This is a genomic window from Micromonospora haikouensis, from assembly GCF_000876225.1.
Lineage (GTDB): Bacteria > Actinomycetota > Actinomycetes > Mycobacteriales > Micromonosporaceae > Micromonospora > Micromonospora haikouensis.
Genome location: NZ_JXSX01000002.1, coordinates 1,046,229 through 1,072,628 on the forward strand (window position 1 = coordinate 1,046,229; position 26,400 = coordinate 1,072,628).

A 26,400-nucleotide genomic window follows, 5' to 3' on the forward strand; every position below is an offset into this window, starting at 1 on the left:
CGGAGTTACCTACCCGTCCCACGCTGGCCGAACCGTGAAGGTGATCACGTCGGCCGCCCGGCTCACAGATCGATGATCGGCCACTCCTTCGGCAGCACCTCGCCCAGCACCTCGCGCCGGTCCGTCATGATCGGCGTCGTCGCCCGGGCGGCCTCCATCGCCGCCTGCGCCAGGTCCATGCTCCCCAGGGTTCGCGACCAGCCGCCGAGGATCGCGCACATGTCGTGCTCGACGGGAGTGACGACCACCTGTTCGAGGTCGCCGAGGATGTCCAGGAGCGGCCAGCCGTCGCTGGTCACCTGCCGGTACGCGGCGGCCAGGCAGAGGGCGGGGACGACCACGACCTGGAGCTTGTCCGCGACCTTGGCGATCTGCTCGCCGACCGCCTCGGTCCCTTCGGAATAGGCGAGCAGGCAGGAGGTGTCGAGCACCAGGCCGGCCTCGCTCACGAGGCCAGCCGTCCGCGCGACGCCTCGCCCAGCAGCGCCGCCGCCTTGGCCCGCAGTTCGGGCGTGATCTTCGCCTGCGCCTCGTCGAGCCGCTGCCCGGCTTCGGTGAGACCCGCCTCGGTCAACCGGAAGCCGACCTGCCGCAGGGCCCGACGGGTGCGTTCCCCGGCCATCCGCTGCCGGACGCTCTCGGTGATGAACGCCGAGACGTTCGGCTCCTCGGCCAGCCGCTCCGCCACGTCGTCGGGAACGCTGATGGCGATCTTCTTGGTCATACCGCGAAAGCTATCCGGTTATACCGGGCGGGGCAAGGAGGCGCGCCGGGGTGGTCGCCGGGCGGGGTGATGTGGGCGCAGCCCGGCGTACCTGTCAGGATTGACGATGGCGTGCGTCGTGGCCGGCCCCCGGCCGGCGGCGGCGAGGGGCCCCCGAGCCCGCGCCCGCATCCCGACGCGTCGAGACCAGCAATCAACGGAGGTAGCCCGCACCGTGGCCCAGTTCATCTACGTCCTGGAAAAGGCGCGCAAGGCGCACGGCGACAAGGTCGTGCTGGACAACGTGACGCTGAACTTCCTGCCGGGGGCCAAGATCGGTGTGGTCGGCCCGAACGGTGCCGGTAAGTCCAGCCTCCTCAAGATCATGGCAGGGCTCGACCGGCCGAGCAACGGCGAGGCCCGGCTCATGCCCGGCTACACCGTCGGCCTGCTCGCCCAGGAGCCGCCGCTCAACGACGCGAAGACCGTCCTCGGTAACGTCGAGGAGGCGGTCGCCGAGATCAAGTCGAAGCTGGAGCGGTTCAACAAGATCGCCGAGCAGATGGCGACGGACTACTCCGACGAGCTGATGGAGGAGATGGGCAAGCTCCAGGAGGAGCTGGACGCCGCCGACGCCTGGGACATCGACTCCAAGCTCGAACTGGCCATGGACGCGCTGCGCTGCCCGCCGCCGGACGCCGACGTGACCCAGCTCTCCGGCGGCGAGCGCCGCCGCGTGGCGCTGTGCAAGCTGCTGCTGGAGGCGCCCGACCTGCTGCTGCTCGACGAGCCCACCAACCACCTGGACGCCGAGAGCGTGCAGTGGCTGGAGCAGCACCTCGCGAAGTACGCCGGCACCGTCCTGGCCATCACCCACGACCGCTACTTCCTCGACAACGTGGCCGGCTGGATCCTGGAGCTGGACCGGGGCCGGGCCATCGGCTACGAGGGCAACTACTCCACCTACCTGGAGAAGAAGGCCGCCCGGCTCTCCGTCGAGGGCCGCCGCGACGCCAAGATGAAGAAGCGCCTCTCCGAGGAACTGGAGTGGGTCCGCTCCAACGCCAAGGCGCGGCAGACCAAGTCCAAGGCCCGCCTCGACCGCTACGACGAGATGGCCGCCGAGGCGGAGAAGACCCGGAAGCTGGACTTCGAGGAGATCCAGATCCCGCCGGGCCCGCGGCTGGGCAGCACCGTCATCGAGGCGCACAACCTGACCAAGGGCTTCGGCGACCGGATCCTCATCGACAACCTGTCGTTCTCGCTGCCGCGCAACGGCATCGTCGGCATCATCGGCCCCAACGGTGTCGGCAAGACCACCCTGTTCAAGACCATCGTCGGGCTGGAGCAGCCCACCGGCGGCGAGGTCAAGGTCGGCCCCACGGTCTCGCTGTCCTACGTCGACCAGAACCGGCAGGGCCTGGCCGGCGACAAGACGGTCTGGGAGGTCGTCTCCGACGGGCTCGACCACCTCATGGTGGGCAAGGTCGAGATGCCGTCGCGGGCGTACATCGCGGCGTTCGGGTTCAAGGGCCCCGACCAGCAGAAGCCGACCAAGGTGCTCTCCGGCGGCGAGCGCAACCGGCTCAACCTGGCGCTCACCCTGAAGATCGGCGGCAACGTCATCCTGCTCGACGAGCCGACCAACGACCTCGACGTCGAGACCCTCTCCAGCCTGGAGAACGCGCTGCTGGAGTTCCCTGGCTGCGCCGTGGTCATCTCCCACGACCGGATGTTCCTCGACCGGGTCGCCACGCACATCCTGGCCTGGGAGGGCGACGACGAGAACCCGGCGAAGTGGTTCTGGTTCGAGGGCAACTTCGAGGCGTACGAGAAGAACAAGGTCGACCGGCTCGGCGCCGAGGCGGCCCGCCCGCACCGGGTGACCTACCGCAAGCTCACCCGCGACTGAGCATGGCGGACCGCTTCGTCTACCACTGCACGCTGCGCTGGTCCGACCTGGACGCGTACGGCCACATCAACAACTCGCGCTTCCTCACCCTCTACGAGGAGGCGCGGGTGGCGTTGATGTTCGCCGGCGGCAAGGCGTGGGGCGTCGGCTCGTTCGCCGACGGGGTCGTCATCCGCCGGCACGAGGTCGACTACCTGCGCCCGGTCGACTACGCGCTCGGCCGGGCCACGGCGGAGGCCGCCCCCACCGTCCGGATCGAGCTGTGGGTGGAGGAGATCCGGGCGTCCCGGTTCACCGTCGCCTACGAGCTGTACGACGGAGACACCCTCGCCAGCACCGCCCGCTCGGTGCTGGTCCCGTTCGACCTGGCCGCCCAGCGGCCCCGGCGGATCACCGACGAGGAGCGGGCCTTCCTGCTGTCGTACGCCCCCGGCGGCGCGGCCGGGAGGCCGGCGTGAGCGACGCCCCGGCGCGCCCGCAGCGCCCCGGCCCGGCCGGCACGGACCCCGCTCCGGCCGGCGGGCACGGGCTGACCGGGGTGGCCGACGCGGGCGCGTTCCTGGCCCGGCTGGTCCGGCTCGACCCGGCCGCGCCGGTCCGGCTGCGTTCGGCCACGCCGGTGGGCGGGCCGGGCGCGGCGGGCGGCCGGACGGCCCTCTGGGCCCGGCTGCCGTGGGGCGTGCTGGCCGTCCGGACCGTGGCCGGGCCGGGGTGCGGTGACGTCACGGTGGCCGCCCGGGAGCTGCTGGCCGCGCTGTCGTCCGGCGCGGGCGACCTGCCCGCGCGGCGGGACGCGCAGTGGCGTTGGCCGCTGCCGCCGCCGGCGAGCCGGTCGGTGGAGCTGCTGCCCGCCGGGGAACTGTGGCGGATCGCGGAGGCGGCGGCCGGCACGCTGCGGGACGCCGCCGCGCACGGGGTGGCCGGCCGGGCGGTGGGGCAGCGGGCGCTGCGCGACGCCCTGCTCGACCACGTCGCGGTGGTGGTCACCCCGGACGACCCGCCCGGCCCCCCGGTCGAGGTCGCCCAGCGGCTGGTCCAGGGGCTGGTGCGGATGGGCTTCCTGGGCCGCCCCGGCAACGCCGCCGGGGCCGCCGCGAGCCCCGGTGCGGGGGCCGGCGGCGGTGACGTTCAGGTAAGGATGGCCGGCCGATGGGTCGGCCTGGTGGGACCATACGGAGCCGTGTGGTCGCAGAAGGTCGCGGATCTTGTCGTTACGCCGCTCGGGGCTCATCCGAAAGTATGACCGGCGGTCATTCTTCTGGCCTGGGGCTGTCGTTGGGGGGATGCCACAACCCGGCTGTCCGGGTACCGTCCATCCTCGGATCCAACGCACCGTAGGCGGCTGGATCCGCTGGGGAGTGAGGTGCGCGAGCGATGCCGTGGTGGTCATGGCGCCCCGGTCCCGCCGTTGGCGGCGAACCGGAAACTCGAAGCGGGATCACAGTGGACAGCACCGTCCGGGTCGGACCACCGGCCCCACGTCAACCGGGCGACGACTGCCCGTCCGTCGATCGGCCGATGATCGCCGACATGTCGGCCACCATCGCGCCGGTCACCCTTCGCCGGGTCTGCGACGCGCTCGACCTGCTGGACGTGCGCTACCTGGCCGACGGCGACGGCAACCTGCTGGCCATGTGGGAGCGGCACGCGGTGCTGGTCACCCTGGAGGGTCCCGAGGACGAAATCCTGGTGATGCGGGCCCGCCCGCACGCCACGGTCCCACCCGACTGGGCCGACCGGGCCTACCGGGTGGTCAACGAGTGGAACCACACCCGACGGTTCTGCAAGGCCTACATCGGCGACCCCACCGAGCGGGGGCAGTTGCCGATCTACGCGGAGCTCCAGGTGCCGCTCGGCGCCGGGGCGCACGACGCGCTGCTGGTGGAGATGCTCGACTGCGGGGCCGCGGTGGCCACCACCTTCGTGGACTGGCTGCACGACGAGGGCGCCCTGCTCTGACCCGTACGATCCCGCCCGGGCCGCCGCCGGCGACCCGGGCGGGACCGCGTCAGGCCGGGTCCTCCATGACGTTGACCATGAAGTAGGCGGCCCGCTCCAGGTAGTCCCAGAGCGCGGTGGCGATCTCCGGCGGCAGATCCAGCCGGTCCACGGCCCGTCGCATGTGGTGCAGCCAGGCGTCGCGCTCGGCGGCACCGATGCGGAACGGGGCGTGCCGCATCCGCAGCCGGGGGTGCCCCCGCTGGGCGGAGTAGGTGTTGGGGCCGCCCCAGTACTGCATGAGGAACAGCGTCAGCCGGTCCGCGGCCGGGCCTAGATCCGCCTCCGGATACATCGGCCGCAGCAGCGGATCGGTGGCGACGCCGGCATAGAACTCGTCCACCAGCTTGCGGAAGGTGGGTTCGCCGCCGACCGCTTCGAAGAGGGTCACGGCACGCTCGGACTCACCGGTGGGATTCACCGCTCCATCCTGCCAGGTGTGGCTGGAGCCGGCGGGGGCCAACCGGCCCGTGCGCTGCCGACCTCGTCACAGCGGGGCGGTGGCGGTCCGGCCGGCGAGGGGAGTCGGGCGGCCCGCGACGGCGGCCCCCGGGTGGGTCAGCTCACCGCCTGGCTGGCCCGGCCGCGCTCGCCCGGCGTGCCACCCTCGTGTCCGCCGCCCGCGGCGGCCGGCCGGGGTCGAGGCTCGCCGCCCCCGGCCGGGGCCGGCGAGCCCGCGTTGCCGGCGGCCTCGACCGCCGTGTCGATCGCCGCCCGCGTCGGCCACGCCGCGGCGGTGAGCAGCATCAGCACCACGCCGGCCGCGCTCCACCCCCCGACCACCACCGGGATCGGGAAGCGCTCGGCGAGCAGGCCGGTGGCCAGCACCGCGAGGCCCTGGATCACCTGGACCCCGGTGGCCATCACGCCGAACGCCCGGGCCCGGTAGCCGTTGGGCAGCGCGCGGACGAAGAGGCCGTTGGCGACCGGGAGCAGCCCGGCGACCGCGAAGCCGCACAGGCCGGCGAGCAGCGCCACCACCAGCGGCGGCGGGTCGAGCAGCGACGGCACCAGGACGAGCGGGGCGAGCACCGCCAGCGGCCGGATCAGCACGAGCCGGCGGGCCGGGGCGACCGCCCGGCTGACCAGCAGCCCGCCCAGGATGAAACCGACCGGGTTGGCGGCCATGATCACGGCCTGGGCGACGCCGCTGTCCATGCCGTCGTCGACGCCCTCGCGGGCCCAGGCGGCGGCCAGCCCCTCCGGCACGATGGAGAAGAGCATGGCGCTGAAGACCAGCAGGGCGATCGCCCGCAGCACCGGGGTGCCGAAGACGATCCGGAAGCCGTCGCCCGTCTCCCGCAGCAGGTGGCTGCGGTGGGCACTGGTCATCGCCGGCGGCCGGTCCTGGACGCCGAAGCGGACCAGGGCCGCCGAGAGGGCGAACGTGGCCGCGTTGACCAGCAGGGCGAGGGTCGGGTCGAACGCGGCGAGGGCCGCGCCGATGAGGTAGCCGAGCACCTGGGCGGCCTGGCCGGTGCTGCTGTTGAGCGAGAGCCCGACCACCAGCCGGTCGCCGGTCAGGATGAGCGGCATCAGCGCGGACCGGGCGGCCTGGCTGGGCGGGTTGGCCAGGGTGGTCGCGAAGAGCAGGCAGAGGATCAGCCACGGCTCGTTGCCCGGGAGGGCGACCAGCACCATCAGGGCCATGCGGATCAGGTCGCACGCCACCATCACCGAGCGGTAGCGGTAGCGCTCGGCCAGCGTGGCCAGCAGCGGGCCGCCGATCAGCCAGGGCAGGAAGCTGACCGCGAACGCGGCGGCGGAATAGCCCACGGACTGCGTCTCGCGGTAGACCAGCACCGTGACCGCGGCCTTGGCGATGAAGTCGCCGATCCAGGAGAGCGCGCTGGCGGTGAAGACCGCCCTGTACTCCCGTTGGGCGAACACCTCGCGGAAGGTGGCCGGCCCTTCCTGGGAGGGTCGCTCGTCGGACACCGTGGCCTCCATCGTTCCCACGGTGGGCCACTCGTGATGGCCTGACCGGGAACCGTCGTCAGATCTACGGATCAGCGAGACGTGATCACGCTCCGGCAGGTGGCGTGCGTACCGGATTCTGCCCGATCGTCTGACAACTAGCTAGGGCGAACGGATTGATCGTCGCATCTCCGACTGAACGAACGGACGATACCCGAGGGGCCGCGCGGTCCGCGACCCCTGTATTCTCGGTCAACAAAACCGCAGGTCATCGATGGTTCTCGGTGCCTGGAGGGGGGTGGGGCCGGCTGCGGCGGTGGCGGCGGAGCCGGGTCAGGTGGCCCCGCCCTGGCCGGTCGCCGTGTCGTCCGCGGCCCGCAGGGGGACGCCCGGATAGAGGCGGGCGGCGGCGATCTTGGCGGTGATGCCCGAGTTCTCCAGCGCCTCGGCGAGCCGCCGGCGCAGTTCCCGGCCCACCGCGAACTGCCCGTCCGCGGTGGTCTTCACGACCGTACGGATCACCGCGCCGTCCACCGTCATCTGCTCGACGCCCAGCACGTCGGGCTGCTCCACGATCTCCGGGGCCAGGTCCGGGTCAAGGGCCACCGACGCGGCGGCCGTACGCAGCACCGCCGTCGCCTCCTCGGTGCCGGCGAAGCCGATCGGCAGGTCGACCACGACCAGCGCCCACCCCTGGCTCTTGTTGCCCACCCGGACGATCTCGCCGTTGCGGATGTACCAGAGCACGCCCCGGCCGTCGCGGACCGTGGTGACCCGCAGGCCGACCGACTCCACCACGCCCGTCGCCTCGCCCAGGTCGACCGTGTCGCCCACGCCGTACTGGTCCTCGACCAGCATGAACAGCCCGGCGATCAGGTCCTTGACCAGGCTCTGCGCGCCGAAGCCGAGCGCCACGCCGGCGATGCCCGCGCTGGCCAGCAGCGGCGCCAGGTCGAAGCTGAACTCCCGCAGGATCATCAGCAGCGCGATGCCGAAGACGAACGCCGTGACCATGCTGCGCAGCACCGAGCCGATGGCCTCGGCCCGCTGCCGCCGCCGCTCGGGGATGAACTCGCCGGGCTCGTGGGCGGCGGTCGGCACCCGCTCGCGCAGCGGGCGCAGCAGCGTGGGCACCCCGTCGGCGGTGGTCCGGACCAGCCGCTTGATCATCCGGTGCAGCGCCCACCGGGCGAGGAAGGCCAGCGCGAGGATCAGCAGCACCCGCAGCGGCTTGAGCAGGATCCAGTAGCTGCCCTCCGCGAACCAGGCCGAGCCGCTCGTCTCGTACAACCACTCGCAGGAGGTGCTGCCCTGGCAGTCCGCGCTCGGCGACGGGCCCGGGGACGCTCCGGGGGCCACGACGGCGGGGAGTGCGGCGAGGAACAGGCTGGGGGCGCTCACCCTGCTTTCGTACCCCACCGCCTGCGACGCTCCGGCAGCGGGGCGCGCAGCCCGGGGCAGCCGCGCCTGAGCTGACGCCGCTCTGGCTGAAACGCATGTCGGATCTCGGGACCTGCCAGATTAGTCTCAGGACGTGGGTGACATTCTGGCTAGACCCTGAGCTCTCAGTTGTTCGGGAGGTTGGTCGTCTCGCGCAGAGCGATATCCAGGACCTGGGCAATGGCGTCCTCGTCAAGCGGCGCTGCGGGCTCGGCCCCGTACTGTCGTAGCGCTTGCCGAACTGCGGTCAGTGACGGGTTTCGGTCGAGTGCCCACTCTGCGGCCTGCGTCTTGGCGCAGTGCACACCTTCGACGCCGAAGCGCCAGATCCGGCAAGCGGTGAGCACCATGAACGCGGCTTCCTCCGCGTCGTCGATGCGTGACTGCCAGGTCGTGAGCCAATGCCTGCCGCGCTCGCGGATCCATTGGGGCGGAACTGGCTCGATGACGTTGCTTGGCTCCATGCCGATCAGCGCGTACCCGTCCGCACGCGCCATGGCCAACTCGGTTGGCAGGTCAGGGGATTGGGTGCGCCGCTCGATCTCGACTCCGATCGACGACCGTTCGTACCGCCCGACGTGCAACTCCATGATCGGGGCTTGCGTGGGTGTGCGGGCCACGTCGGCGGTTACGACGTGCAGATCGATACCGCTCGCCTCGGCGAGGTCGATCTGACGAACCAGCGCCTCCAGCGCGTCGACCTCGGTATCCGCCAGTGTGCCGTCGGTGATGAGGAGCAGATCGATGTCGCTGTGGCCGGAGACGAACTGGCCAGTAGCTAGGGAACCGTACAGAATCGCCGACCGAAGCCGAGGACCGATAATGTCGGAGGACGACCGAGCAAGTTGCTTCGCTGCGGCCAAGACCGCGACCTCATCACCGTGTGCCACTTGGCATTCCTATCAGGAGATCACGTCACGCAGGTCCCGGTGACGATCTGTCACGTAGGCCCCAAGACTGGACGAATGGCTGAAGCGTAGTGTGTTCAGACTTCTTACCTGATCAAGGGCGGGCCTGCGGCCCACCACCGTGCCAGCCGGGGCCCGACCGGCCGCAGGCCGCACGCGTGCCCCGGCTGGCACGGCGTAGCAGGAGAAGTGCGGCGACCAGGCGCACTGCAGTGCCCGAAGCGCTCACGGCTTTCCAGCGCCGACCACAGTCGCCGGCCAGGTGATCGACCGGGCAACCCTCAGGTCGCTGGAGCTTGGCACCCGAGATTGACGCGCAGGGAAGCGCCGGCAAGCCCCAAGCGTGGGGGCGGTGTCCGTCGCACGAGCCTTAGCCCCGCCAGCCGTAGGTGGATCTCCCGCTTGGCGACGGCGTGGCCCTGGCCGTCGAGCACGTAGGCCGTGAGCCACAGTCAACCCGGGTGGGTGGGCTTTAGTGATCTTGGATCGACTTGATCAAATCCAGCAATCGGCTTCAATGCCAGTGCATGATCATTGGGCACGGACCGGGCCCAACTGAGCGCGAAAAGGGGCGTGGAACGTCGAGAGCCGTTGAGGGCTCCCGCCCTGCTCAGGGCCGGATCTGTCCGTTTCCGGGTGATGCCCGGTTGGTGTCCGACATTAGTACGTGCAATCCGGGGCCTTATCAGGGACGATTGGCGCAACGGACGTCGGTGATCCCGCCGACGCCGGCGTCGTTCCGCCCTGCGCGGGGCACGCCCGGCGTGCCAGCGGTGGGAGCAGCTGGACCGGGAGGGTGAGCTCGATGCCTGACATACGACCCACGGTGGGCTCCGGCGCGCTGGTTCTCAACGCCACCTACGAGCCGCTGTGTGTCGTGTCGGTGCGTCGCGCCGCCATCCTCGTGCTCTCCGCCAAGGCCGTCTGCGTCGCCGACGGCGAGGGGATCCTGCACAGCGCCCGCAACGCGCTCCCGGTGCCCTCCGTGGTCCGGCTCACCCGGTTCGTGCGGGTGCCCTACCGCGCCCACGTCGGGCTCTCCCGGCGGGCGATCTTCGCCCGGGACGGCTGGCGGTGCGCCTACTGCCGGGGCCCCGCCGAGACCATCGACCACGTCTTCCCGCGCAGCCGGGGCGGCCGGCACGCCTGGGAGAACGTGGTGGCCGCCTGCGCCCGGTGCAACCACACCAAGGGCGACAAGACCCCCGCCGAGCTGGGCTGGCGGCTGCACGCCCCGCCCGCCGTGCCCAAGGGGACGGCCTGGCGGGTGCTCGGGCACCGGGCCCCCGATCCGCGCTGGGCGGACTGGCTCGACCTGCGCGAGGCCGAGACCGAGGCGGCGGCCTGAGCCGCATGTCCTCCGCCGGCGCGGTGTGCGTCAGGTGGTGCGCGCCTTCACCAGGGACGCGTACACCACCACGTTGTCGGCGTACCCCGTCTCGCCGCCGACCCACGCGCCGCCGCAGGTGATCAGGCGCAGACCAGGCCGGCTGAAGTCGCCGTAGACCTCATCCACCGGCAGCCGGGCCTTGGCGTAGCGCCGCACCTCGTCGACCTCGAAGATCGCCACGGAGTGGTCGGCCCGGCGCACCTCGACCCGGTCGCCGGAGCGCAGCTCCTTCAGCTCGTGGAAGACCGCCGGCCCGGTGCGGGTGTCGACGTGGCCGACGATCACGGCCGGGCCGTACTGGCCGGGGGTCGGGCCCTGGTCGTACCAGCCGGCCTCCTGGGCGCGGTCGGCGTCGGGCACCCCAATGCTGCCGTCCGCGGCGATGCCCACGTCGTGCACCGGGGCGTCGAGGCCGATCGGCGCGCTCGCGATGCCCACCGGCCGGCTGGCCGGCAGCACCGGGAACTTCTTCGGCGGCGGCCGCAGCCCGGCGATGAAGCGGTCCGGCAGGAGGCTGTGCCCCGTCACCTGTTCGACGCCGAGCATCGCCACGATCAGCACCATCAGGGTGGCGACGAACAGCACCGGGAACCCCGGACCCTGGCGGACCACCCGTTGCCACCGGCGGGCGGCCGTACCGGATCGGCCCGCCGCGCCGACGTGCGCGGCGCGGCCGGGTGTCACGGCGCGGCCGGGCGGCCCCACGGTGGTGACGCTGGCGGAGATCGCCTGCCGGGCCACCCGGGCGAACCGGCCGCAGCCCCGGGCCACCAGCCGGGCCGCCGCCCGGACCGGCCTGCGCCGCGTCCGCCGGGCGCGGTCCCGCCGGGCGCGCTCGAGTCGGGTCGTGGCGTCGGCGCGGGTACGTCGGGCCATGACGGCTCCCGGTCAGGACCGCGTCCCGGTCTGCCGGCGGGAGCCGAACGCACCGAACCCGGCCGCGACGGCCGCCGCCACCAGGCCGCCGACCAGCAGCAGCGAGCCCGTGCCCCGGCCCTCGCCGGCCGTGCCGCCGGCACCGGTGTTCGGGCCCTTGCTCGGCTGCGTCATGTTCAGCACGGTGAGGGTGGTCGTCGCGGTGCCGCCGTTGGCGCAGCGCAGCTCGACGGAGTAGTCGCCGGCCTGCTTGTTGCCGGGGATGGTGACCGCCCCGGTCAGGAAGCCGTTGTTCGGCCGGAGCACGACCCGCCCGAACGCGTCGGACTGCACGTCGGCCTGGCGGTTGTTGTCGTTGTCGCAGCTCGCCCGGATGTCGACCCGGGTGCCGGCCTGGGCGCTGTTCGGGGTGACCTCGATGAAGGTGTTCTCCCCGGCCCGGGCCGGCGCGCCGGCGAACAGGACGAACGCCCCGAGCACGCCGAGGACGGTCAGCACGGCCCGTACGGTCAGCCCGGCGTGTGCGGGCCGCGTGGCCGGACGGGTCCTGGCGGCCGGTGCGGCGCACATGGCCGGACGGGCACGGTGTGACGCGGTGAGCCCCCGCATTGTTCCCCCCTCCCGGTGCCGAGGCACCGGAATCCTCCCCGGGACAAGTCCGCGCTGCATTCCCCCTGACGTCGGGGCAAACCCGCCGGCACCGGTCCGCGCGCCGGCTCGGCAGGTGTTCGGCAGGTGTGAGGAGGGGGCCCTTCCTATGCGGAAGGCGTCAACAAGGCGCCCTTCCTTACAGGCGGGTGACGGGGTGCCAGGCCAGGGGGGTGGAGAGGACCATCGTGCTGGACGGCTGGCCGTACGGGGCGAGCCGGTCGATCACCCGCTCGAAGTCCCCGATCGAGCCGGCCGCGACCCGCAGCACGCTGCACGCGTCGCCGGTGATCCGGTGGATCTCCATGATCTCCGGCCAACCCGGCACGTCCGGGTCGTTGAGGATGCACCGCGACCCGTAGCAGGACATCCGGATCAGGGCGACCACCGTGCGGCCGGCGCGGGCCAGGTCTACGTGGGCGTGGTAGCCGGTGATCACCCCCGACTCCTCCAGCCGGCGGACCCGCTCGGCCACGGCCGGCGGCGACAGGTGCACCCGGCGGGACAGCTCGCTGTACGAGAGCCGGGCGTCGGCCTGGAGTTCCCGCAGCAGCGCCCAGTCCATGTCGTCCACGCCTGACCTTCCTCTCCGAAAGGTGGATGGGGGTTTCGCCTTTGCCATCGCAGGTCGAAGGGCGGCAGCGCCGTCGAATCGGCATTCCGTTCGGCCCGTCGACCGGGGCACCATGACGCTACCCGGCTCATGGAGGAGACGACAGGTGGAGCAGACGGACCTGCGGGTGCCCGCACCGGCCACGGTGGTCCGTCCGGCGACCCCGCGGCAGCGGGCGGCCCGGGCGGCCCGCAACGGCGGCGAACCGACCCTGGACTTCGCCGACCGGGTGCCCTACGACGCGTACGTGCACGCCAGCACCCTGCACCGGTTGCAGCAGCCGCTGAGCGACGACCCGGGCGAGATGTCCTTCCTGATGGTCAGCCAGATCATGGAGCTGTACTTCGGGCTGACCCGCCACGAGCTGCGCGAGGCCCAGCGCTGCCTGCGCGCCGACCGGGTGCGCGCCGCCCTGGCCCCGCTGCGCCGCGCGGCGCTGCACCTGGAGGGGCTCAACGCGGCCTGGAAGGGGCTGCGCTGGATGACCCCGGCCGACTTCAACCGGTTCCGCAACCTGCTCGGCGAGGGCTCCGGCTTCCAGTCGGCGATGTACCGGCACCTGGAGTTCACGCTCGGCCTGCGCGACGCGGCCCTGATCCGGCCGTTCCGCCGGCAGGCCGAGGTGCACGCCGAGCTGCGCGCCACGCTTGCCGCCCCGAGCCTGTGGGACGACGTGGTGGCCCTGCTGGCCCGGCGCGGCTTCGCCGTGCCGGCCGAGGTGCTGGGGCGCGACGTCGCCGAGGAGCACCGGCCGCACCCGGCGGTGGAGGCCGCCTGGGTGGCGATCTACGACGACGAGGAAGCCGCCGACGAGGAGGCCGGCGACGGGGAAACAACCGGCGAGGAAGCCGGCGCGGGCGGGCCGGGCGACGAGCTGCGGCTGCTCGGCGAGGCGCTGGCCGAGGTGGCCGAGCAGTTCGGCGACTGGCGGTGGAACCACGTCAAGGCGGTGCAGCGCACCATGGGCGCGAAGGTCGGCAGCGGCGGCTCCGCCGGCCTGGCCTGGTTGCAGCGCAGCATGGCCCGGGTGGTCTTCCCCGAGCTGTGGTCGGCCCGGACGGCGATGTGAGCGGGGAGGACACGATGACCGTCGCGGAGAGCGAGGCGCACCGCCTCGACAAGGCCGACCCCGGGCACCGGCACCTGTTCCACGTGCCGCCGGCCGACGGCGGGCGCTACCCCGAGGCCGCGTACCTGGCCGGCAACTCGCTCGGCCTGCAACCCCGGGCCACCCGCGCCGAGCTGCTGGCCGACCTGGATGCGTGGGGCCGCCTCGGCGTCGAGGGGCACCTGGAGGGGCAGCGGCCCTGGCTGCCGTACCACGAGCTGTTGACCGGGCCCGTCGCGCGACTGGTCGGCGCGCGGCCCACCGAGGCCGTGGTCATGAACTCCCTCACCGTCGACCTGCACCTGCTGATGGTCAGCTTCTACCGGCCGGCGGGGCGGCGCACCCGCATCCTCATCGAGGACTCCGCCTTCCCGTCGGACAGCTACGCGGTGCGCAGCCAGGCCCGCTTCCACGGCCTCGACCCCGACGCCACCGTGCTGCGGCTGCGCCCGCGCCCCGGCGAGGACGCCCTGCGCACCGCCGACGTGACCGACCTGCTCGCCGCCGAGGGCGACACGATCGCGCTGGTGCTGCTTGGCGGGGTCAACTACCTCACGGGCGAACTGCTGGACATCCCGGCGATCACCGCGGCCGGCCGGGCCGCCGGTGCGGTCGTCGGCTGGGACCTGGCGCACGCCGCCGGCAACGTCCCGCTCGCGCTGCACGACTGGGGCGTCGACTTCGCCGCCTGGTGCTCCTACAAGTACCTCAACTCCGGTCCGGGCGCGCTGGCCGGCGTCTTCGTCCACGAGCGGCACCTCGGCCGGGCCGACCTGCCCCGCTTCGAGGGCTGGTGGAGCACCGACGCGGCCACCCGGTTCGAGATGACCCCCACCTCCCGCCCCCCGGCCACCGTGGAGGCGTGGCAGGTGTCCAACCCGCCGATCCTCGCCATGGGCCCGGTGCGCACCTCGCTGGAGCTGTTCGACTCGATCGGCATGCCGGCGCTGCGGGAGCGCAGCCTGCGGCTCACCGGCTACCTGGAGCGGCTGCTCGACGAGGTCACCGCCGACCGGCCGCTGACCGTGGTCACGCCCCGCGACCCGGCCCGCCGGGGCTGCCAGCTCTCCGTGCGCATCGGCGCGGGCAGCGCCGGTGAGCTGACCAAGCGGCTGCGCCACGAGCACGGGGTGGTCGCCGACGCCCGGGAGCCGGACGTCGTCCGGTTCGCCCCGGTGCCGCTCTACTCGACGTACCACGACTGCTGGCGGGTCGCCGACGCGCTGGCCGCGACGGTCGCGGAGGTGACCCCATGAACCCCGAACACGAGGAGATCGCCGTCGTCGGGGCCGGGCTGGCCGGCTGCCTGCTGGCCTGCTTCCTGGCCCGGCGCGGCTACAGGGTGGCCCTCTACGAGCGGCGGCCGGACCCGCGCACCGGTCGCGTCGAGCGGGGCCGCTCGATCAACCTGGCGCTGTCCGAGCGCGGGCTCGACGCGCTGCGCCGCATCGGGCTGGCCGAGCAGGTGCTGGCCGACGCGCTGCCGATGCGCGGGCGCATGATCCACCCCGTGGTCGGTGAGCCGGCGTTCCAGTCCTACAGCGCCACCGGGGACCGGGCGATCAACTCGATCAGCCGGGGCGCGCTCAACAACGCCCTGCTCACCGCCGCCACCGCGCTGCCCGGGGTGCGGGTCGCGTTCGACCACCGGCTCGTCGGCCTCGACCCGGCCACCGGCGAGATGACCTTCGAGACCCCGCAGGGCAAGACCACGGCCGCCGCGCCGGTCGTCCTCGGCGCCGACGGGGCCGGCTCCGCCGTGCGCGGGCAACTCCTCGCGTACGGGGTGCTCCAGGAGAGCCTCGACTTCCTCGACTACGGCTACAAGGAGCTGACCGTCCCGCCGGTCGGCGGGGAGTTCGCCCTCGACCCGGCTGCCCTGCACATCTGGCCGCGCGGCACGTCGATGATGATCGCCCTGCCCAACCCCGACCGCTCGTTCACCTGCACGCTGTTCTGGCCCACCCACGGCACGGCGAGCTTCGCCTCGCTGACCAGCCCGGCGGCGATCGAACGGCACTTCGCCACCCACTACCCGGACCTGCTGCCGCTGGCCCCCAACCTGGTCGACGACTACCAGCACAACCCGGTCGGGGTGCTCGGCACCGTCCGCTGCACCCCGTGGCAGGCGGGCGGGCGGGTCGGGCTGCTCGGCGACGCCGCGCACGCCATCGTCCCGTTCTACGGCCAGGGCGCGAACTGCGCGTTCGAGGACGTGGTGGCGCTGGACCACTGCCTCGACGAGTGCGCCGACGACTGGGCGGCCGCGCTGCCGCTGTTCCAGGCGCGGCGGCAGGGCGACGCCGAGGCGATCGCCCGGATGGCGCTGGCCAACTTCGTGGAGATGCGCGACAAGGTGGCCTCCCCGGTCTTCCAGGCCCGCCGCCGCCTCGACCACGCGCTGGAGCGGGCCCTGCCCGGGCGGTACGTCTCCCAGTACGAGCTGGTGTCCTTCTCCACCACCCCGTACGCGCGGGTGCGGCGGCGGGTGCGCCGCCAGCAGGCGGTGCTCGGGGCGGTGGCCGCCGGCACGGCGGCGCTGCTCGCCGGCGCGGTCGGCGTGGCCTGGACGCGGGGGCGGCGGCGGTGAGCGTGACCTGGGATCCGGGCCTGATGGACGGGCGGGCGGCCGGCGGGCCGCCGCTGCTGCGGCACTTCGTCGGCGGGGAGTTCGTCGACGCGGGCCGCCGGTTCACCAAGCGCAGCCCCGTCACCGGCGAGCCGGTCTTCGAGGTGGTCGAGGCCGACCGGTCCACCGTCGACGACGCGGTGGCCGCCGCCCGGGCGGCGCTGCACGGGCCGTGGGGCCGGATGGGGGAGCGGGACCGCGCCGAGGTGCTGCGCCGGGTCGCCGACGAGCTGGAACGCCGCTTCGCCGACCTGGTCACCGCCGAGGTCGCCGACACCGGCAAGTCCATCAGCCAGGCCCGCACGCTGGACGTGCCCCGGGCCGCGGCCAACTTCCGGGCGTTCGCGGAGATCGTGGCGACCGCCCCGACGGAGTCGTTCACCACCGTCACCCCGACCGGCGGGAGGGCGTTGAACTACGCCGTGCGCAAGCCCGTCGGCGTCGTCGCCGTGATCGTCCCGTGGAACCTGCCGCTGCTGCTGCTCACCTGGAAGGTCGCCCCCGCCCTGGCCTGCGGAAACGCCGTGGTGGTCAAGCCCAGCGAGGAGACCCCCGCCTCGGCGACCCTGCTCGCCGAGGTGCTGGCCGCCGCCGGGGTGCCCGACGGGGTGTTCAACCTGGTGCACGGCTTCGGCCCCGACTCGGCCGGCGAGTTCCTCACCCGCCACGCGGACGTCGACGCGATCACGTTCACCGGCGAGTCCGCCACCGGCGGGGCGATCATGCGGGCCGCCGCCGACGGGGTGAAGGCCGTCTCGTTCGAGCTGGGCGGCAAGAACGCCGGCCTGGTCTTCGCCGACGCCGACCTCGACGCCGCCGTCGCCGGGTCGGTGCGGTCCAGCTTCACCAACGGCGGCCAGGTGTGCCTGTGCACCGAGCGGATCTACGTGCAGCGGCCCGTGTTCGACGAGTTCGTCGGGCGGCTGGCGAAGGCGGCCGACGCGCTCGCGTACGGGTGGCCCGCCGACGAGGCCACCGTCAACATGCCGCTGATCTCCCACCAGCACCGGGACAAGGTGCTCGGCTACCACGACCTGGCCCGCGCCGAGGGGGCCGAGTTCCGGGCCGGCGGCGGCACGCCCGCCTTCGGCGACGCCCGCGACGGCGGCGCGTACGTGCGGCCCACCGTGCTCACCGGCCTCGGCCCCGACGCCCGCACCAACCGCGAGGAGATCTTCGGCCCGGTGGTGCACGTCGCCCCGTTCGACACCGAGGAGGAGGCGTACGCGCTGGCCAACGGCACCGAGTACGGCCTCGCCGCGACCGTGTGGACCCGGGACGTGGGCCGGGCGCACCGGGCCGGGGCCCGCCTCGACGCCGGCATCGTCTGGGTCAACACCTGGTTCCTGCGGGACCTGCGCACCCCGTTCGGCGGGGTGAAGGCGTCCGGCATCGGCCGCGAGGGCGGCGTGCACTCCCTCGACTTCTACTCCGAACTCACCAACGTCTGCGTGGACCTCACATGACCGTCGACATCGAAGCCGCCGCCCGGGAGCTGACCGAGGCCCGGGCGAGCGGCAAGCCCTGCCCGCCCCTGCGCGGCCGGCTGCTGGCCGAGGGGGACGTCGCGTCGGCGTACCTCGTGCAGCAGCGCCAGGCGCGGGCCTGGCACGGCCGGGGCGAGCGCCGGGTCGGCGCGAAGATCGGCCTGACCTCCCGGGCCGTGCAGGACAGCTTCGGCGTGTACGAGCCCGACTTCGGCGTGCTGACCGACGCGATGGCCGTCGCCGACGGCGACGAGGTGCCGATCGGGCGGCTGCTCCAGCCCCGCGTGGAGGCGGAGATCGCCTTCGTGCTCGGCGCGGACCTCACCGTCGGGCGGCCCACCACCGTCGACCTGCTGCGGGCCGTCGACCACGTGCTGCCGGCCATCGAGATCGTCGACTCGCGGGTCGCCGGCTGGGACATCTCCATCGTCGACACCGTCGCCGACAACGCCTCCAGCGGGCTGTTCGTGCTCGGCACCGCGCCGCGCCGGCTCCCCGACGTGGACCTGCGGCTGTGCGGGATGGTCCTGGAGCACGCGGGGGAGCCCGTCTCGGTCGGTGCGGGCGCGGCGTGCCTCGGCAACCCGCTGCACGCCCTCGGCTGGCTCGCCGGCACCCTCGCCCGCGCCGGCGACCCGCTGCGCGCCGGCGACGTGGTGCTCTCCGGGGCGCTCGGGCCGATGGTGCCGGTGACGCCCGGCGCGGCGTACGAGGCGCGGATCTCCGGGCTCGGCTCGGTGCGGACCTGCTTCAGCGAGGAGAAGTCATGATCGGGGTGGACACCGCCGGCATCGCCGCGAGGCTGGGCGAGGCGGCCGACACGGCCACCGCCATCGGCCAGCTCGCCGCCGAGACCGGCCTCGACGTCGACGGCGCGTACGCGGTGCAGACCGCCCTCGTGCAGCGCCGGCTCGACCGGGGCGAGCGCCTCGTCGGGCTGAAGATGGGGCTGACCAGCCGCGCGAAGATGGCCCAGGTCGGCGTCGACGAGGTGATCTGGGGGCGGCTCACCGACGTGATGCGGGTGCCCGACGGCGGCACGGTCGACGTGGCCGACTTCATCCACCCCCGGGTCGAGCCGGAGGTGGCGTTCCTGCTGGACCGGGTGCCCGAGCCGGGCGAGCCTGTCGGGTCGTTCGCCGACGCGGTGCGCGCCGTGGCCCCGGCGATCGAGTTGATCGACTCCCGGTACGCGAACTTCACCTTCTCCCTGCCGGACGTGATCGCCGACAACACCTCGGCCGGCGCGTTTGCGATCGGGCCGTGGTCGCCGGTGCCCGACGGGCTGGACAACCTCGGCGTGCTGCTGGAGGTCGACGGGCGCATCGCGCAGGTCGGCTCGACCGCGGCGATCCTCGGCGACCCACGTCGGGCCCTGGACGAGGGGCTGCGCCTCGCCGGCCGGCACGGGGTGCGGCTGCGCTCCGGCTGGGTGTTCCTGGCCGGGGCCGCCACCGCCGCCGTGCCGCTGCGGCCGGGCGCGCACGTGCGGGCCGTCGTGGAGAAGCTCGGCGTCGCGTCGCTGCGGGCGGCGTCGTGAGTGGGCGGGCGCGGGTGGTTGCCGGGAAGGCCGTGCCGCGCGGGGCGTTTCCGCACGTGAAGGTCGCGGGCGGCTTCGTCTTCGTCTCCGGTACGTCGTCGCGGCGGCCCGACAACACGTTCGCCGGTGTCGCCGTGGACGAGTTCGGCACCACCGACCTGGACATCCGGGAGCAGACCCGGGCCGTGATCGGCAACGTCCGGGACCTGCTGCGCTCGGTCGGCGCGGACCTGGCCGACCTGGTGCAGGTCACCTCGTACCTGGTCAACATGAACGACTTCGGTGGCTACAACGAGGTGTGGGCGGAGTTCTTCGACGCGGACGGGCCGACCCGGACCACGGTGGCCGTGCACCAGCTTCCGCACCCGCACCTGCTGATCGAGATGCAGGCCGTGGCACTTCTTCCGGCGGAAGGTCAGTCGTGACGTCGGAAGGTCAGTCGTGAGTTCGGGAGGTCAGTCGTGAGTGAGATCGCCGAGCCGTTCAGCTTCCCCGGCTGGATCGCCGAGAACCAGCACCTGCTGAAGCCGCCCGTGGGCAACAAGGAGATGTTCCCCGGCGGCGACGACTTCATCGTGATGGTCGTGGGCGGGCCCAACCAGCGCACCGACTTTCACGTCGACCCGTACGAGGAGTTCTTCTACCAGGTCAAGGGCAACATGCACGTCAACCTGATGACGCCCGAGGGGCCGCGTACGGTGCACGTGCGTGAGGGGCAGATGTGGATGCTGCCGCGCGACACCCCGCACTCGCCGCAGCGCCCCGAGCCCGGCTCGATCGGCGTGGTCGTCGAGCGGGTCCGCGAGGAGGGCACGCTGGAGAAGTTCCAGTGGTACTGCCCGCAGTGCGGGGCGAAGGTGCACGAGGTGGAGTTGCAGGTCCGCGACATCGCCGCCGACCTGCCCCCGGTGTTCGGCGCGTTCTACGCCGACGAGGCCGCCCGCACCTGCGGCGAGTGCGGTGCCCTGCACCCGGGCAAGGGCTGATGACCGGGCCCGCCGCACCCGGCCCCGCCGTCGCGGGGCGGCCCGTCGTGGACGTGCACACCCACGTCGTACCGAAGGGGTGGCCGGACCTCGGCGCGGCGTGCGGCGGGTCCGGCTGGCCGTGGCTGCGGGTCGACTCCGAGCGGGCCGCCATGATCATGGTGGGGGAGACGGAGTTCCGGCCGGTCGGCGCGGAGTGCTGGGACGCGCCGACCCGGCTGGCCGACATGGCCGCCGACGGGGTCGACGTGCAGGTGGTGTCCCCGACGCCGGTCTTCTTCGGCTACGACCGGCCCGCCGGCCAGGCGGCGAAGGTCGCCCGGATCTTCAACGACCTGACCCTGGAGGTCACGGCCGGCGGCGGCGACCGGCTCGTGCCGTTCTGCCAGGTGCCGTTGCAGGACCCGGACGCGGCCTGCGCCGAGCTGGACCGCTGCCTCGCGGCCGGGCACGTCGGGGTGGAGATCGGCAACCACGTCGGCGACCGCGACCTCGACGACGCGGGCGTGGTCACCTTCCTCCAGCACTGCGCGCACGTCGGCGCGCCGGTCTTCGTGCACCCGTGGGACATGCCGGACGGCCCCCGGCTCGACCGGTGGATGGCCCGCTGGCTGACCGGGATGCCCGCCGAGACGCACCTGTCGGTGCTGGCGATGATCCTCGGCGGGGTGTTCGACCGGGTGCCGGAGACGCTGCGGATCTGCTTCGCCCACGGCGGCGGCAGCTTCCCGTTCTGGCTGGGCCGCGCCGACAACGCCTGGCACCGCCGGGGCGACCTGGTCCGGGGCGCGTCGGCCGCCCCGCCCAGCGCGTACGTCGACCGGTTCTGCGTCGACTCGGTGGTGTTCGCCCCGGCGGCGCTGCGGCTGCTGGTCGACACGATGGGCGAGGACCGGGTGCTGGTCGGCAGCGACTACCCGTACCCGCTGGGGGAGCGGCCGGCGGGGCGGGTGGTCCGCGAGGCCGACTTCCTCACCGCCGGGCAGCGCGCCAAGCTCCTCTCCACCAACGCCCTGCGCTTCCTCGGCCTCGACCGGCGGTTCGCCATCCGGGAGCTGCTGTCGATAGACCGCGACTGGACGGGCCTGCTGGAGGACGACAAGACGCCGCGGTTCTGACCGGTCGTGTCGGGCGGCGGGGCGAGGCGGGGTCGGGCAGGATGGCGGGGTGGCCGAGCTGCACGACCTGACCGCCCTGGAGCAGGGCGCCGCGATCGCGCGCGGCGAGTGCTCCAGCGTGGACCTGGTCGAGCACCACCTGTCCCGGGTCGACGCGCTCGGCGACACCGTCGGCGCGTTCGTCACCGTCACCGGCGAGGCGGCCCGCCAGGCGGCGCGGGCGGCCGATGCCACCCCTGCGCAGGGGCGCGGCCCGCTGCACGGCGTGCCCACCGCGATCAAGGACCTGACGCTCACCGCCGGGGTGCGCACCACGTTCGGCTCGGCGGCCTTCGCCGACCTGGTGCCCCCGCTCGACGCCGACGTGGTGCGGCTGATCCGCGCCGCCGGGCTGGTCAGCCTCGGCAAGACCACCACCAGCGAGCTGGGCTGCTCGCTCTACTCCGAGGGCCTGGTCGCGCCGCCGGCCCGCAACCCGTGGGACCTGGCGTACACGGCCGGCGGCTCCTCCGGCGGGGCCGGGGCGGCGGTCGCGGCCGGGCTGGTCCCCGTCGCCCAGGGCTCCGACGGCGGCGGCTCGCTGCGCATCCCCGCCTCGCTGTGCGGCCTCGTCGGCCACAAGCCGAGCCGGGGCGCGGTCCCCGGCGGGCCGCTCGGCTTCGGCGCGTTCGGCCTGCCGATCAACGGGCCGCTGGGGCGCACCGTCGCCGACGTCGCCGCGCTGCTCGACGTCATGGCGGTGCCGGTGCCCGGCGAGCCCTACCTGCCGCCGCCCGCGCCCGACGGCGGCTACCTCGGTGCGGCCCGCGGCGCCGCGCCCGGCCGGCTGCGGGTCGGCCGGTTCACCGCCCCGATGCTCGCCGACGAGCCCGTCCACCCCGACTGCGTGGCCGCCGTCGACGCCGCCGCCGCGCTGCTCGCCGAGGCCGGGCACGAGGTGGTCGACGTCCCCGCGCCGTTCGGCCCGGAGGTGTGGCCGCTGTTCGAGATCGTGTGGTACGTCCTGGCGCTCACCCCCGTCCCGCCCGAGCGGGAGAGCCGCCTGCTGCCGCTGACCCGCCTCCTGCGGTCGCGGGGCGCGGAGATCTCCGCCGGCACCCTGACCAGCACCCTCGGCGAGCTGCAGGCGCAGGTGCGCCGGGCCGCCCGCCGCACCGCCGGCTGCGACCTGTTGCTCTGCCCGACGCTGTCCGCGCCGCAGGCGCCGGTGGGCTGGTTCACCGCCGCCGGCGACCCCGAGCGCGACTTCGACCTGCAACGGCGGTTCTCGCCGTACTGCGCCGTGTTCAACGTCACGGGGGAACCGTCCGTGTCGCTACCGCTGGGGCGCACCGCCGAGGGGCTGCCCGTCGGGGTTCTGCTCACCGGCCGGTACGGTGCCGACGCGACCCTGATCGGCGTCGCCGCGCAGCTTGAGCACGCCAGTGGCGGGTGGGATCGCCACCCCGCAGTCTGGCGGGCCGTGGGCTCCGCTAACGTGAATACGAGCGGAGTCGGCGAGCCGATGTCATGATCGTCCAACCGACCCGGAAGTTCCTGGTCTCTCTTTCCGCCTGGGGGCGTTGGGATTGTCTGTTACCGAGACGTTGCTGATCTTCGTCGGCATCCCGGCGGCCGTGGTGCTGGTGATCACCGCGCTGGCGTTCGCCGGTGGCCGGTCCTCCGGTGGCGGCGCCAAGCGCTACCGGCCGGGTCGACCCTTCGACTTCACTCCGGTCTGGTTCCTGGGCCGTCCGGAGCAGCTGGCCGACTCGGCCGGCACCGCGCTGGCGGCGGGCGCGCAGGCGCCGGCGCTGACCAGCCACAAGCTTGACCGGGCCGGCGTCGAGGCGCCGGCCGGTGGAACCGGAGGCGCAAGTGACCGTTGGTGAGAAGCAGGCCGAGGCGGGCACCCCGCCCGAGGTGCTGGACGGGCCGTTCTCGACCCGCCAGCTGCTGCGCATCGACGAGGCGCTCCGCCTGGCCGACCAGGGGACCGGGCTGGTCTTCTCGGTCTACGTCGGCGGGCTCGACGAGCCGATCCGGGCGCACGCCCAGCGGCTGCACCGCCAGCTCGCCGACCCCGACCGGTCGGTCCTGATCGCGGTGTCGCCCAACCAGCGCCAGCTGGAGATCGTCACCGGGCGGCAGGCCCGCAAGCGCATCCCCGACACCTACGCGAAGCTCGCCGCGCTCTCCATGGTGGCGGCCTTCGGTGGCGGCGACCTGGCCGGCGGCATCATCAGCGGCCTCGACCAGCTCGCCAGCCACGCCGGCCGGGCGTAAGGAAGGGCCCCTTCCTGACGCCTACGGTCGAGAAGGGCACCCTTCTCACCACCCGCACGGCGAGCACCACTGCACAAGACGGCGACGCCCGGTCCGCGACAGCGGGCCGGGCGTCCGTGCGTTCGGCGGCGCGTGCCGGTCCGGCCGTGCATCGCGTCCACCTCCTCACGCCACACTAAACGCCCCGGGGCCGGCGGTGGACTCGCGTCCACTGCCGGCCCCGGGCCGCGTACCACGTGGGGTCAGGCGCTGCGGGCGTCGCGCTCGCGGGCCTTCAACGCGCGCACGACGGCGTCGCGGCCCTCGGCGACCAGCCGCCGCAGCGACGCCGGCTTGTCGCCGGCGGCGGCCAGCCACGCGTCCGTGGCGGCCACCGTGTCCTCGGAGACCTGCTGCGTCGGGTACGCCAGCTGCACGAACTCCTGCGCCGGCTCGCTGTCGCGCTGCGCCCAGACCTGGTCCACCACCTCGAAGTACCGCTCCCGGTAGGGCGCGACCAGCTCCGCCTGCACGGCCGGGGCGAAGCCCTGCAACAGCGCCCGGTTGCGCCAGTTCGGCAGCGCGTCGGGGCCGGTGAGCTGCGCCCAGACCGCCGCCTTGTTCTCCGGCGTCGGCACCAGCGCGTGCGCGTACGCGGCCTCCCGCTCGCCGCTGGCGGTGCGGTCGCCGGCCAGCTCCGCCTCGATCTCGGCCGGCCCGCCGACGCCCTTGCTCACCAGCGACTGCAGGATCACCCAGCGCAGCTCGGTGTCGATGGCCAGCCCGGCGGGCACGTCCACCCCGTTCAGCCAGCCCCGGACGGCGGCCAGGTCCTCCGCCGAGCGGGACGCCTGCACGTACGCGCGCGCCCAGGCGAGCTGGAGCCCGCTGCCCGGCTCGGCGGTGGCCAGCGTCGCCTTCGCGGCGCGGGCCAGCTCCGCCCAGCCGGACGGGGCCCACGCCGGGTCGGCGTACAGGTTGAGGGTGGTCACCACGGACTGCCGCAGGGTGGCGGTGACCAGGTTGATGTCGGTCTCGGCGGGCAGCCCGGCCAGCACCAGCGCCAGGTAGTCGCGGGCCGACAGCTCGGCGTCGCGGACCATGTCCCACGCCGCCATCCAGCACAGGGCCCGCGACAGCGACGACTCGAACCCGGCGATGTGCTGCACCACCGTGGCCATCGACCGCTCGTCCAGGCGCAGCTTCGCGTACGTCAGGTCGTCGTCGTTGAGCAGAAGCACGTCGGCGGCCCGCACCCCGGCCAGGTCGGTCAGCTCGGTCGACTCGCCGGTCACGTCGACCTCGATGCGGTCGCGGCGCACCAGCCGGCCGTCGGTCAGGTCGTACAGGCCCACACCGATGCGGTGCGTGCGCAGCGTCGGGTGCCCCGACGGGGCCTCCTGCCGCACCACGACCCGCTCGTACGTGCCGTCCGCGCCGATCGTCACCTCGGGGCGCAGCGTGTTGACCTGCGCGGTCTCCAGCCACTGGGCGGCGAACTTGCGCAGCTCCCGGCCGGAGGCCGCCTCCAGCTCCGACAGCAGGTCGTCGAAGGTGGCGTTGCCCCAGGCGTGCTTGCCGAAGTAGGCGCGCAGCCCGGCCAGGAACGGCTCCTCGCCGACGTACGCGACGAGCTGCTTGAGCACGCTCGCGCCCTTGGCGTACGTGATGCCGTCGAAGTTGACCTCGACGGCCTCCAGGTCCGGCATCTCGCAGTAGACCGGGTGGGTGGAGGAGAGCTGGTCCTGCCGGTAGCCCCAGTTCTTGCGGATCGACAGGAACGTCGTCCAGGCGTCGGAGAACCGGGTGGCGTTGGCGTTGCACCAGTGGCTGGCCCACTCGGCGAACGACTCGTTGAGCCACAGGTCGTTCCACCAGCGCATGGTGACCAGGTCACCGAACCACATGTGCGCCAGCTCGTGCAGGATCGTGTTGGCCCGCTGCTCGTACTCGAAGTCGGTGACCTGCGAGCGGAAGATGTAGTGCGACTCGGCGTGCGTGACGCAGCCGAAGTTCTCCATCGCCCCGGCGTTGAAGTCGGGCACCCAGAGCTGGTCGTACTTGGGCAGCGGGTAGCGCACCCCGAACTGCTCGTGGAAGAAGTCGAAGCCCTGCTTGGTGATCAGGAACAGGTCGTCGGCGTCGAGGTGCTGCGCCATCGACGCCCGGCAGTAGACCCCCAGGTCGATGCCGTCGTGGCTGTCGCGCACCTCGTGGTACGGGCCGGCGCAGAGCGCGGTGATGTAGGTGCTCATCCGCGCCGACTGGGCGAAGTGGACCGCCTTGAGCCCCTCGCCGGCCGGCTCCTCGCGGGCCACCGGCATGTTGGACACCACCCGCCAGTGCTCCGGGACGGTGGCGTGCCAGGTGTAGACGCTCTTGAGGTCGGGCTGGTCGAAGCAGGCGAACACCTTCTGCGCGTCGGCCGTCTCGAACTGGCTGTAGAGGTAGGTCTCCCCGTCGACCGGGTCGACCGTGCGGTGCAGCCCCTGCCCGCTGTTGGAGTACGCGAAGTCGGCGTCCACCACGAGGGTGTTCTCGGCGGCCAGGCCGGGCAGCGGCAGCCCCTTCTCCGCCGACCAGCCCGACAGGTCGAGCGGCGTGCCGTTGAGGGTGGCCGACCGGACCGACTCGGCGGCGGCCTCGATGAAGGTGGCCGCACCCGGCTCGGCGCAGCGGAACCGGACCTCGGTCACCGACCGGAAGGTGCGTCCGTCGGCCGCCTGCACGGCGGTCGACAGGTCCAGACTGATGTCGTACCCGGTCACCTCAAGCAGGCGGGCCCGCTCGGTGGCCTCCACCTGGGTCAGGTTGCGCACTCCCGGCACTGTTCGTCTCCATCCCACTCTCGCCGTGCGCCGCCGCGGCGCCAGCCCACCGCTC

At 73.4% G+C, this 26,400-nt stretch carries 27 protein-coding genes and 1 pseudogene; 17 read left to right on the top strand and 11 right to left on the bottom strand.

All coding sequences use genetic code 11. The features are described 5' to 3' along the window. Window positions 1–62: 62 nt before the first annotated feature. Window positions 63–449 carry a hypothetical protein gene (locus tag TK50_RS32320; RefSeq protein ID WP_052503876.1) on the bottom strand — a complete coding sequence of 129 codons (387 nt, stop codon included), beginning with the start codon at window positions 447–449 and terminating at the stop codon, window positions 63–65. Beyond that, window positions 446–724: a hypothetical protein gene (locus TK50_RS21350; RefSeq protein ID WP_043966268.1), complete on the bottom strand. Its 279-nt coding sequence runs from the start codon at window positions 722–724 to the stop codon at window positions 446–448. Before TK50_RS21350 ends, TK50_RS32320 begins: the two co-directional genes overlap by 4 nt. A gap of 214 nt (window positions 725–938) precedes the next feature. Here TK50_RS21350 and ettA point away from each other — a divergent pair, with 214 nt between their 5' ends. From ettA to TK50_RS21370, 4 genes are all read left to right on the top strand, one after another. Continuing rightward, window positions 939–2,615, top strand: coding sequence for an energy-dependent translational throttle protein EttA (ettA, locus tag TK50_RS21355; RefSeq protein ID WP_043966269.1), 1,677 nt, complete (start codon window positions 939–941; stop codon window positions 2,613–2,615). 2 nt (window positions 2,616–2,617) lie between these two features. Further along, the gene (locus TK50_RS21360; protein ID WP_043966271.1) at window positions 2,618–3,073 is read left to right on the top strand and encodes an acyl-CoA thioesterase; all 456 of its coding nucleotides are present in this window, start codon (window positions 2,618–2,620) and stop codon (window positions 3,071–3,073) included. Window positions 3,074–3,144: 71 nt separating this feature from the next. Beyond that, window positions 3,145–3,858 carry a DUF8185 domain-containing protein gene (locus TK50_RS21365; RefSeq protein ID WP_229406700.1) on the top strand — a complete coding sequence of 238 codons (714 nt, stop codon included), beginning with the start codon at window positions 3,145–3,147 and terminating at the stop codon, window positions 3,856–3,858. A gap of 131 nt (window positions 3,859–3,989) precedes the next feature. Further along, a complete protein-coding gene (locus TK50_RS21370) occupies window positions 3,990–4,574 on the top strand; it encodes a type III secretion system chaperone family protein (RefSeq protein ID WP_043966274.1) in 585 nt (194 codons plus the stop codon). Window positions 4,575–4,623: 49 nt separating this feature from the next. Here TK50_RS21370 and TK50_RS21375 read toward each other — a convergent pair whose 3' ends face one another. The 5 genes and pseudogenes from TK50_RS21375 to TK50_RS35015 form a co-directional block, all read right to left on the bottom strand. Further along, on the bottom strand, window positions 4,624–5,034 hold the full coding sequence (locus tag TK50_RS21375; RefSeq protein ID WP_043966276.1) for a globin: 411 nt from the start codon (window positions 5,032–5,034) through the stop codon (window positions 4,624–4,626). Window positions 5,035–5,171: 137 nt separating this feature from the next. After that, the gene (locus TK50_RS21380) at window positions 5,172–6,563 is read right to left on the bottom strand and encodes an MFS transporter (protein WP_043966278.1); all 1,392 of its coding nucleotides are present in this window, start codon (window positions 6,561–6,563) and stop codon (window positions 5,172–5,174) included. 300 nt (window positions 6,564–6,863) lie between these two features. Further along, on the bottom strand, window positions 6,864–7,931 hold the full coding sequence (locus tag TK50_RS21385) for a mechanosensitive ion channel family protein (RefSeq protein ID WP_144420346.1): 1,068 nt from the start codon (window positions 7,929–7,931) through the stop codon (window positions 6,864–6,866). Between the two features lie 164 nt (window positions 7,932–8,095). Continuing rightward, on the bottom strand, window positions 8,096–8,833 hold the full coding sequence (locus tag TK50_RS21390; RefSeq protein ID WP_158499186.1) for an aminoglycoside adenylyltransferase domain-containing protein: 738 nt from the start codon (window positions 8,831–8,833) through the stop codon (window positions 8,096–8,098). A 326-nt stretch (window positions 8,834–9,159) separates the two neighbouring features. Continuing rightward, a pseudogene (locus TK50_RS35015) lies at window positions 9,160–9,402 on the bottom strand (hypothetical protein). 281 nt (window positions 9,403–9,683) lie between these two features. Here TK50_RS35015 and TK50_RS21395 point away from each other — a divergent pair. Further along, window positions 9,684–10,226 (top strand): HNH endonuclease, encoded by a 543-nt coding sequence (locus TK50_RS21395; RefSeq protein ID WP_043966647.1) that lies wholly within the window; start codon window positions 9,684–9,686, stop codon window positions 10,224–10,226. Window positions 10,227–10,256: 30 nt separating this feature from the next. Here TK50_RS21395 and TK50_RS21400 read toward each other — a convergent pair whose 3' ends face one another. The 3 genes from TK50_RS21400 to TK50_RS21410 form a co-directional block, all read right to left on the bottom strand. Then, complete coding sequence (locus tag TK50_RS21400) at window positions 10,257–11,144, bottom strand: class F sortase (RefSeq protein WP_043966283.1); 888 nt, start codon at window positions 11,142–11,144, stop codon at window positions 10,257–10,259. A 12-nt stretch (window positions 11,145–11,156) separates the two neighbouring features. Next, the gene (locus TK50_RS21405; protein WP_043966649.1) at window positions 11,157–11,657 is read right to left on the bottom strand and encodes a hypothetical protein; all 501 of its coding nucleotides are present in this window, start codon (window positions 11,655–11,657) and stop codon (window positions 11,157–11,159) included. 274 nt (window positions 11,658–11,931) lie between these two features. Next, the gene (locus TK50_RS21410; protein WP_043966285.1) at window positions 11,932–12,366 is read right to left on the bottom strand and encodes an Lrp/AsnC family transcriptional regulator; all 435 of its coding nucleotides are present in this window, start codon (window positions 12,364–12,366) and stop codon (window positions 11,932–11,934) included. A 145-nt stretch (window positions 12,367–12,511) separates the two neighbouring features. Here TK50_RS21410 and TK50_RS21415 point away from each other — a divergent pair, with 145 nt between their 5' ends. Genes TK50_RS21415 through TK50_RS21470 form a run of 12 tightly spaced genes read left to right on the top strand, consistent with a single transcriptional unit; the run spans window position 12,512 to window position 23,538 of the window. Beyond that, complete coding sequence (locus TK50_RS21415; RefSeq protein ID WP_043966286.1) at window positions 12,512–13,474, top strand: tryptophan 2,3-dioxygenase; 963 nt, start codon at window positions 12,512–12,514, stop codon at window positions 13,472–13,474. Window positions 13,475–13,488: 14 nt separating this feature from the next. After that, entirely contained in the window at window positions 13,489–14,769 is a 1,281-nt protein-coding gene (gene kynU, locus TK50_RS21420; RefSeq protein WP_043966651.1) for a kynureninase, read from the top strand. Next, window positions 14,766–16,103 carry an FAD-dependent oxidoreductase gene (locus TK50_RS21425; protein ID WP_043966287.1) on the top strand — a complete coding sequence of 446 codons (1,338 nt, stop codon included), beginning with the start codon at window positions 14,766–14,768 and terminating at the stop codon, window positions 16,101–16,103. The genes kynU and TK50_RS21425 overlap by 4 nt, the downstream gene beginning before the upstream one ends. Window positions 16,104–16,126: 23 nt before the next feature. Next, window positions 16,127–17,608, top strand: a complete 1,482-nt coding sequence (locus TK50_RS21430; RefSeq protein ID WP_043966653.1) for a 2-hydroxymuconic semialdehyde dehydrogenase — start codon at window positions 16,127–16,129, stop codon at window positions 17,606–17,608. Beyond that, window positions 17,605–18,399, top strand: a complete 795-nt coding sequence (locus TK50_RS21435) for a 2-keto-4-pentenoate hydratase (RefSeq protein WP_043966289.1) — start codon at window positions 17,605–17,607, stop codon at window positions 18,397–18,399. The genes TK50_RS21430 and TK50_RS21435 overlap by 4 nt, the downstream gene beginning before the upstream one ends. Continuing rightward, window positions 18,396–19,169 (top strand): 2-keto-4-pentenoate hydratase, encoded by a 774-nt coding sequence (locus TK50_RS21440; protein ID WP_043966291.1) that lies wholly within the window; start codon window positions 18,396–18,398, stop codon window positions 19,167–19,169. The genes TK50_RS21435 and TK50_RS21440 overlap by 4 nt, the downstream gene beginning before the upstream one ends. After that, window positions 19,166–19,594, top strand: a complete 429-nt coding sequence (locus TK50_RS21445) for a RidA family protein (protein ID WP_043966293.1) — start codon at window positions 19,166–19,168, stop codon at window positions 19,592–19,594. The genes TK50_RS21440 and TK50_RS21445 overlap by 4 nt, the downstream gene beginning before the upstream one ends. A 36-nt stretch (window positions 19,595–19,630) precedes the next feature. Then, window positions 19,631–20,155, top strand: coding sequence for a 3-hydroxyanthranilate 3,4-dioxygenase (locus TK50_RS21450; protein ID WP_043966295.1), 525 nt, complete (start codon window positions 19,631–19,633; stop codon window positions 20,153–20,155). Next, window positions 20,155–21,273: an amidohydrolase family protein gene (locus tag TK50_RS21455; RefSeq protein ID WP_229406647.1), complete on the top strand. Its 1,119-nt coding sequence runs from the start codon at window positions 20,155–20,157 to the stop codon at window positions 21,271–21,273. The genes TK50_RS21450 and TK50_RS21455 overlap by 1 nt, the downstream gene beginning before the upstream one ends. A gap of 49 nt (window positions 21,274–21,322) precedes the next feature. Beyond that, window positions 21,323–22,786, top strand: a complete 1,464-nt coding sequence (locus TK50_RS21460) for an amidase (RefSeq protein ID WP_043966297.1) — start codon at window positions 21,323–21,325, stop codon at window positions 22,784–22,786. A 49-nt stretch (window positions 22,787–22,835) separates the two neighbouring features. Continuing rightward, window positions 22,836–23,144, top strand: a complete 309-nt coding sequence (gene ctaJ, locus TK50_RS21465) for an aa3-type cytochrome oxidase subunit CtaJ (RefSeq protein ID WP_431896366.1) — start codon at window positions 22,836–22,838, stop codon at window positions 23,142–23,144. After that, complete coding sequence (locus TK50_RS21470) at window positions 23,131–23,538, top strand: DUF5130 family protein (protein ID WP_043966300.1); 408 nt, start codon at window positions 23,131–23,133, stop codon at window positions 23,536–23,538. Before ctaJ ends, TK50_RS21470 begins: the two co-directional genes overlap by 14 nt. Window positions 23,539–23,780: 242 nt before the next feature. Here the strand turns inward: TK50_RS21470 and pepN are convergent, their stop codons facing one another. Beyond that, the gene (gene pepN / locus TK50_RS21475; RefSeq protein ID WP_043966302.1) at window positions 23,781–26,336 is read right to left on the bottom strand and encodes an aminopeptidase N; all 2,556 of its coding nucleotides are present in this window, start codon (window positions 26,334–26,336) and stop codon (window positions 23,781–23,783) included. Window positions 26,337–26,400 lie beyond the last annotated feature (64 nt).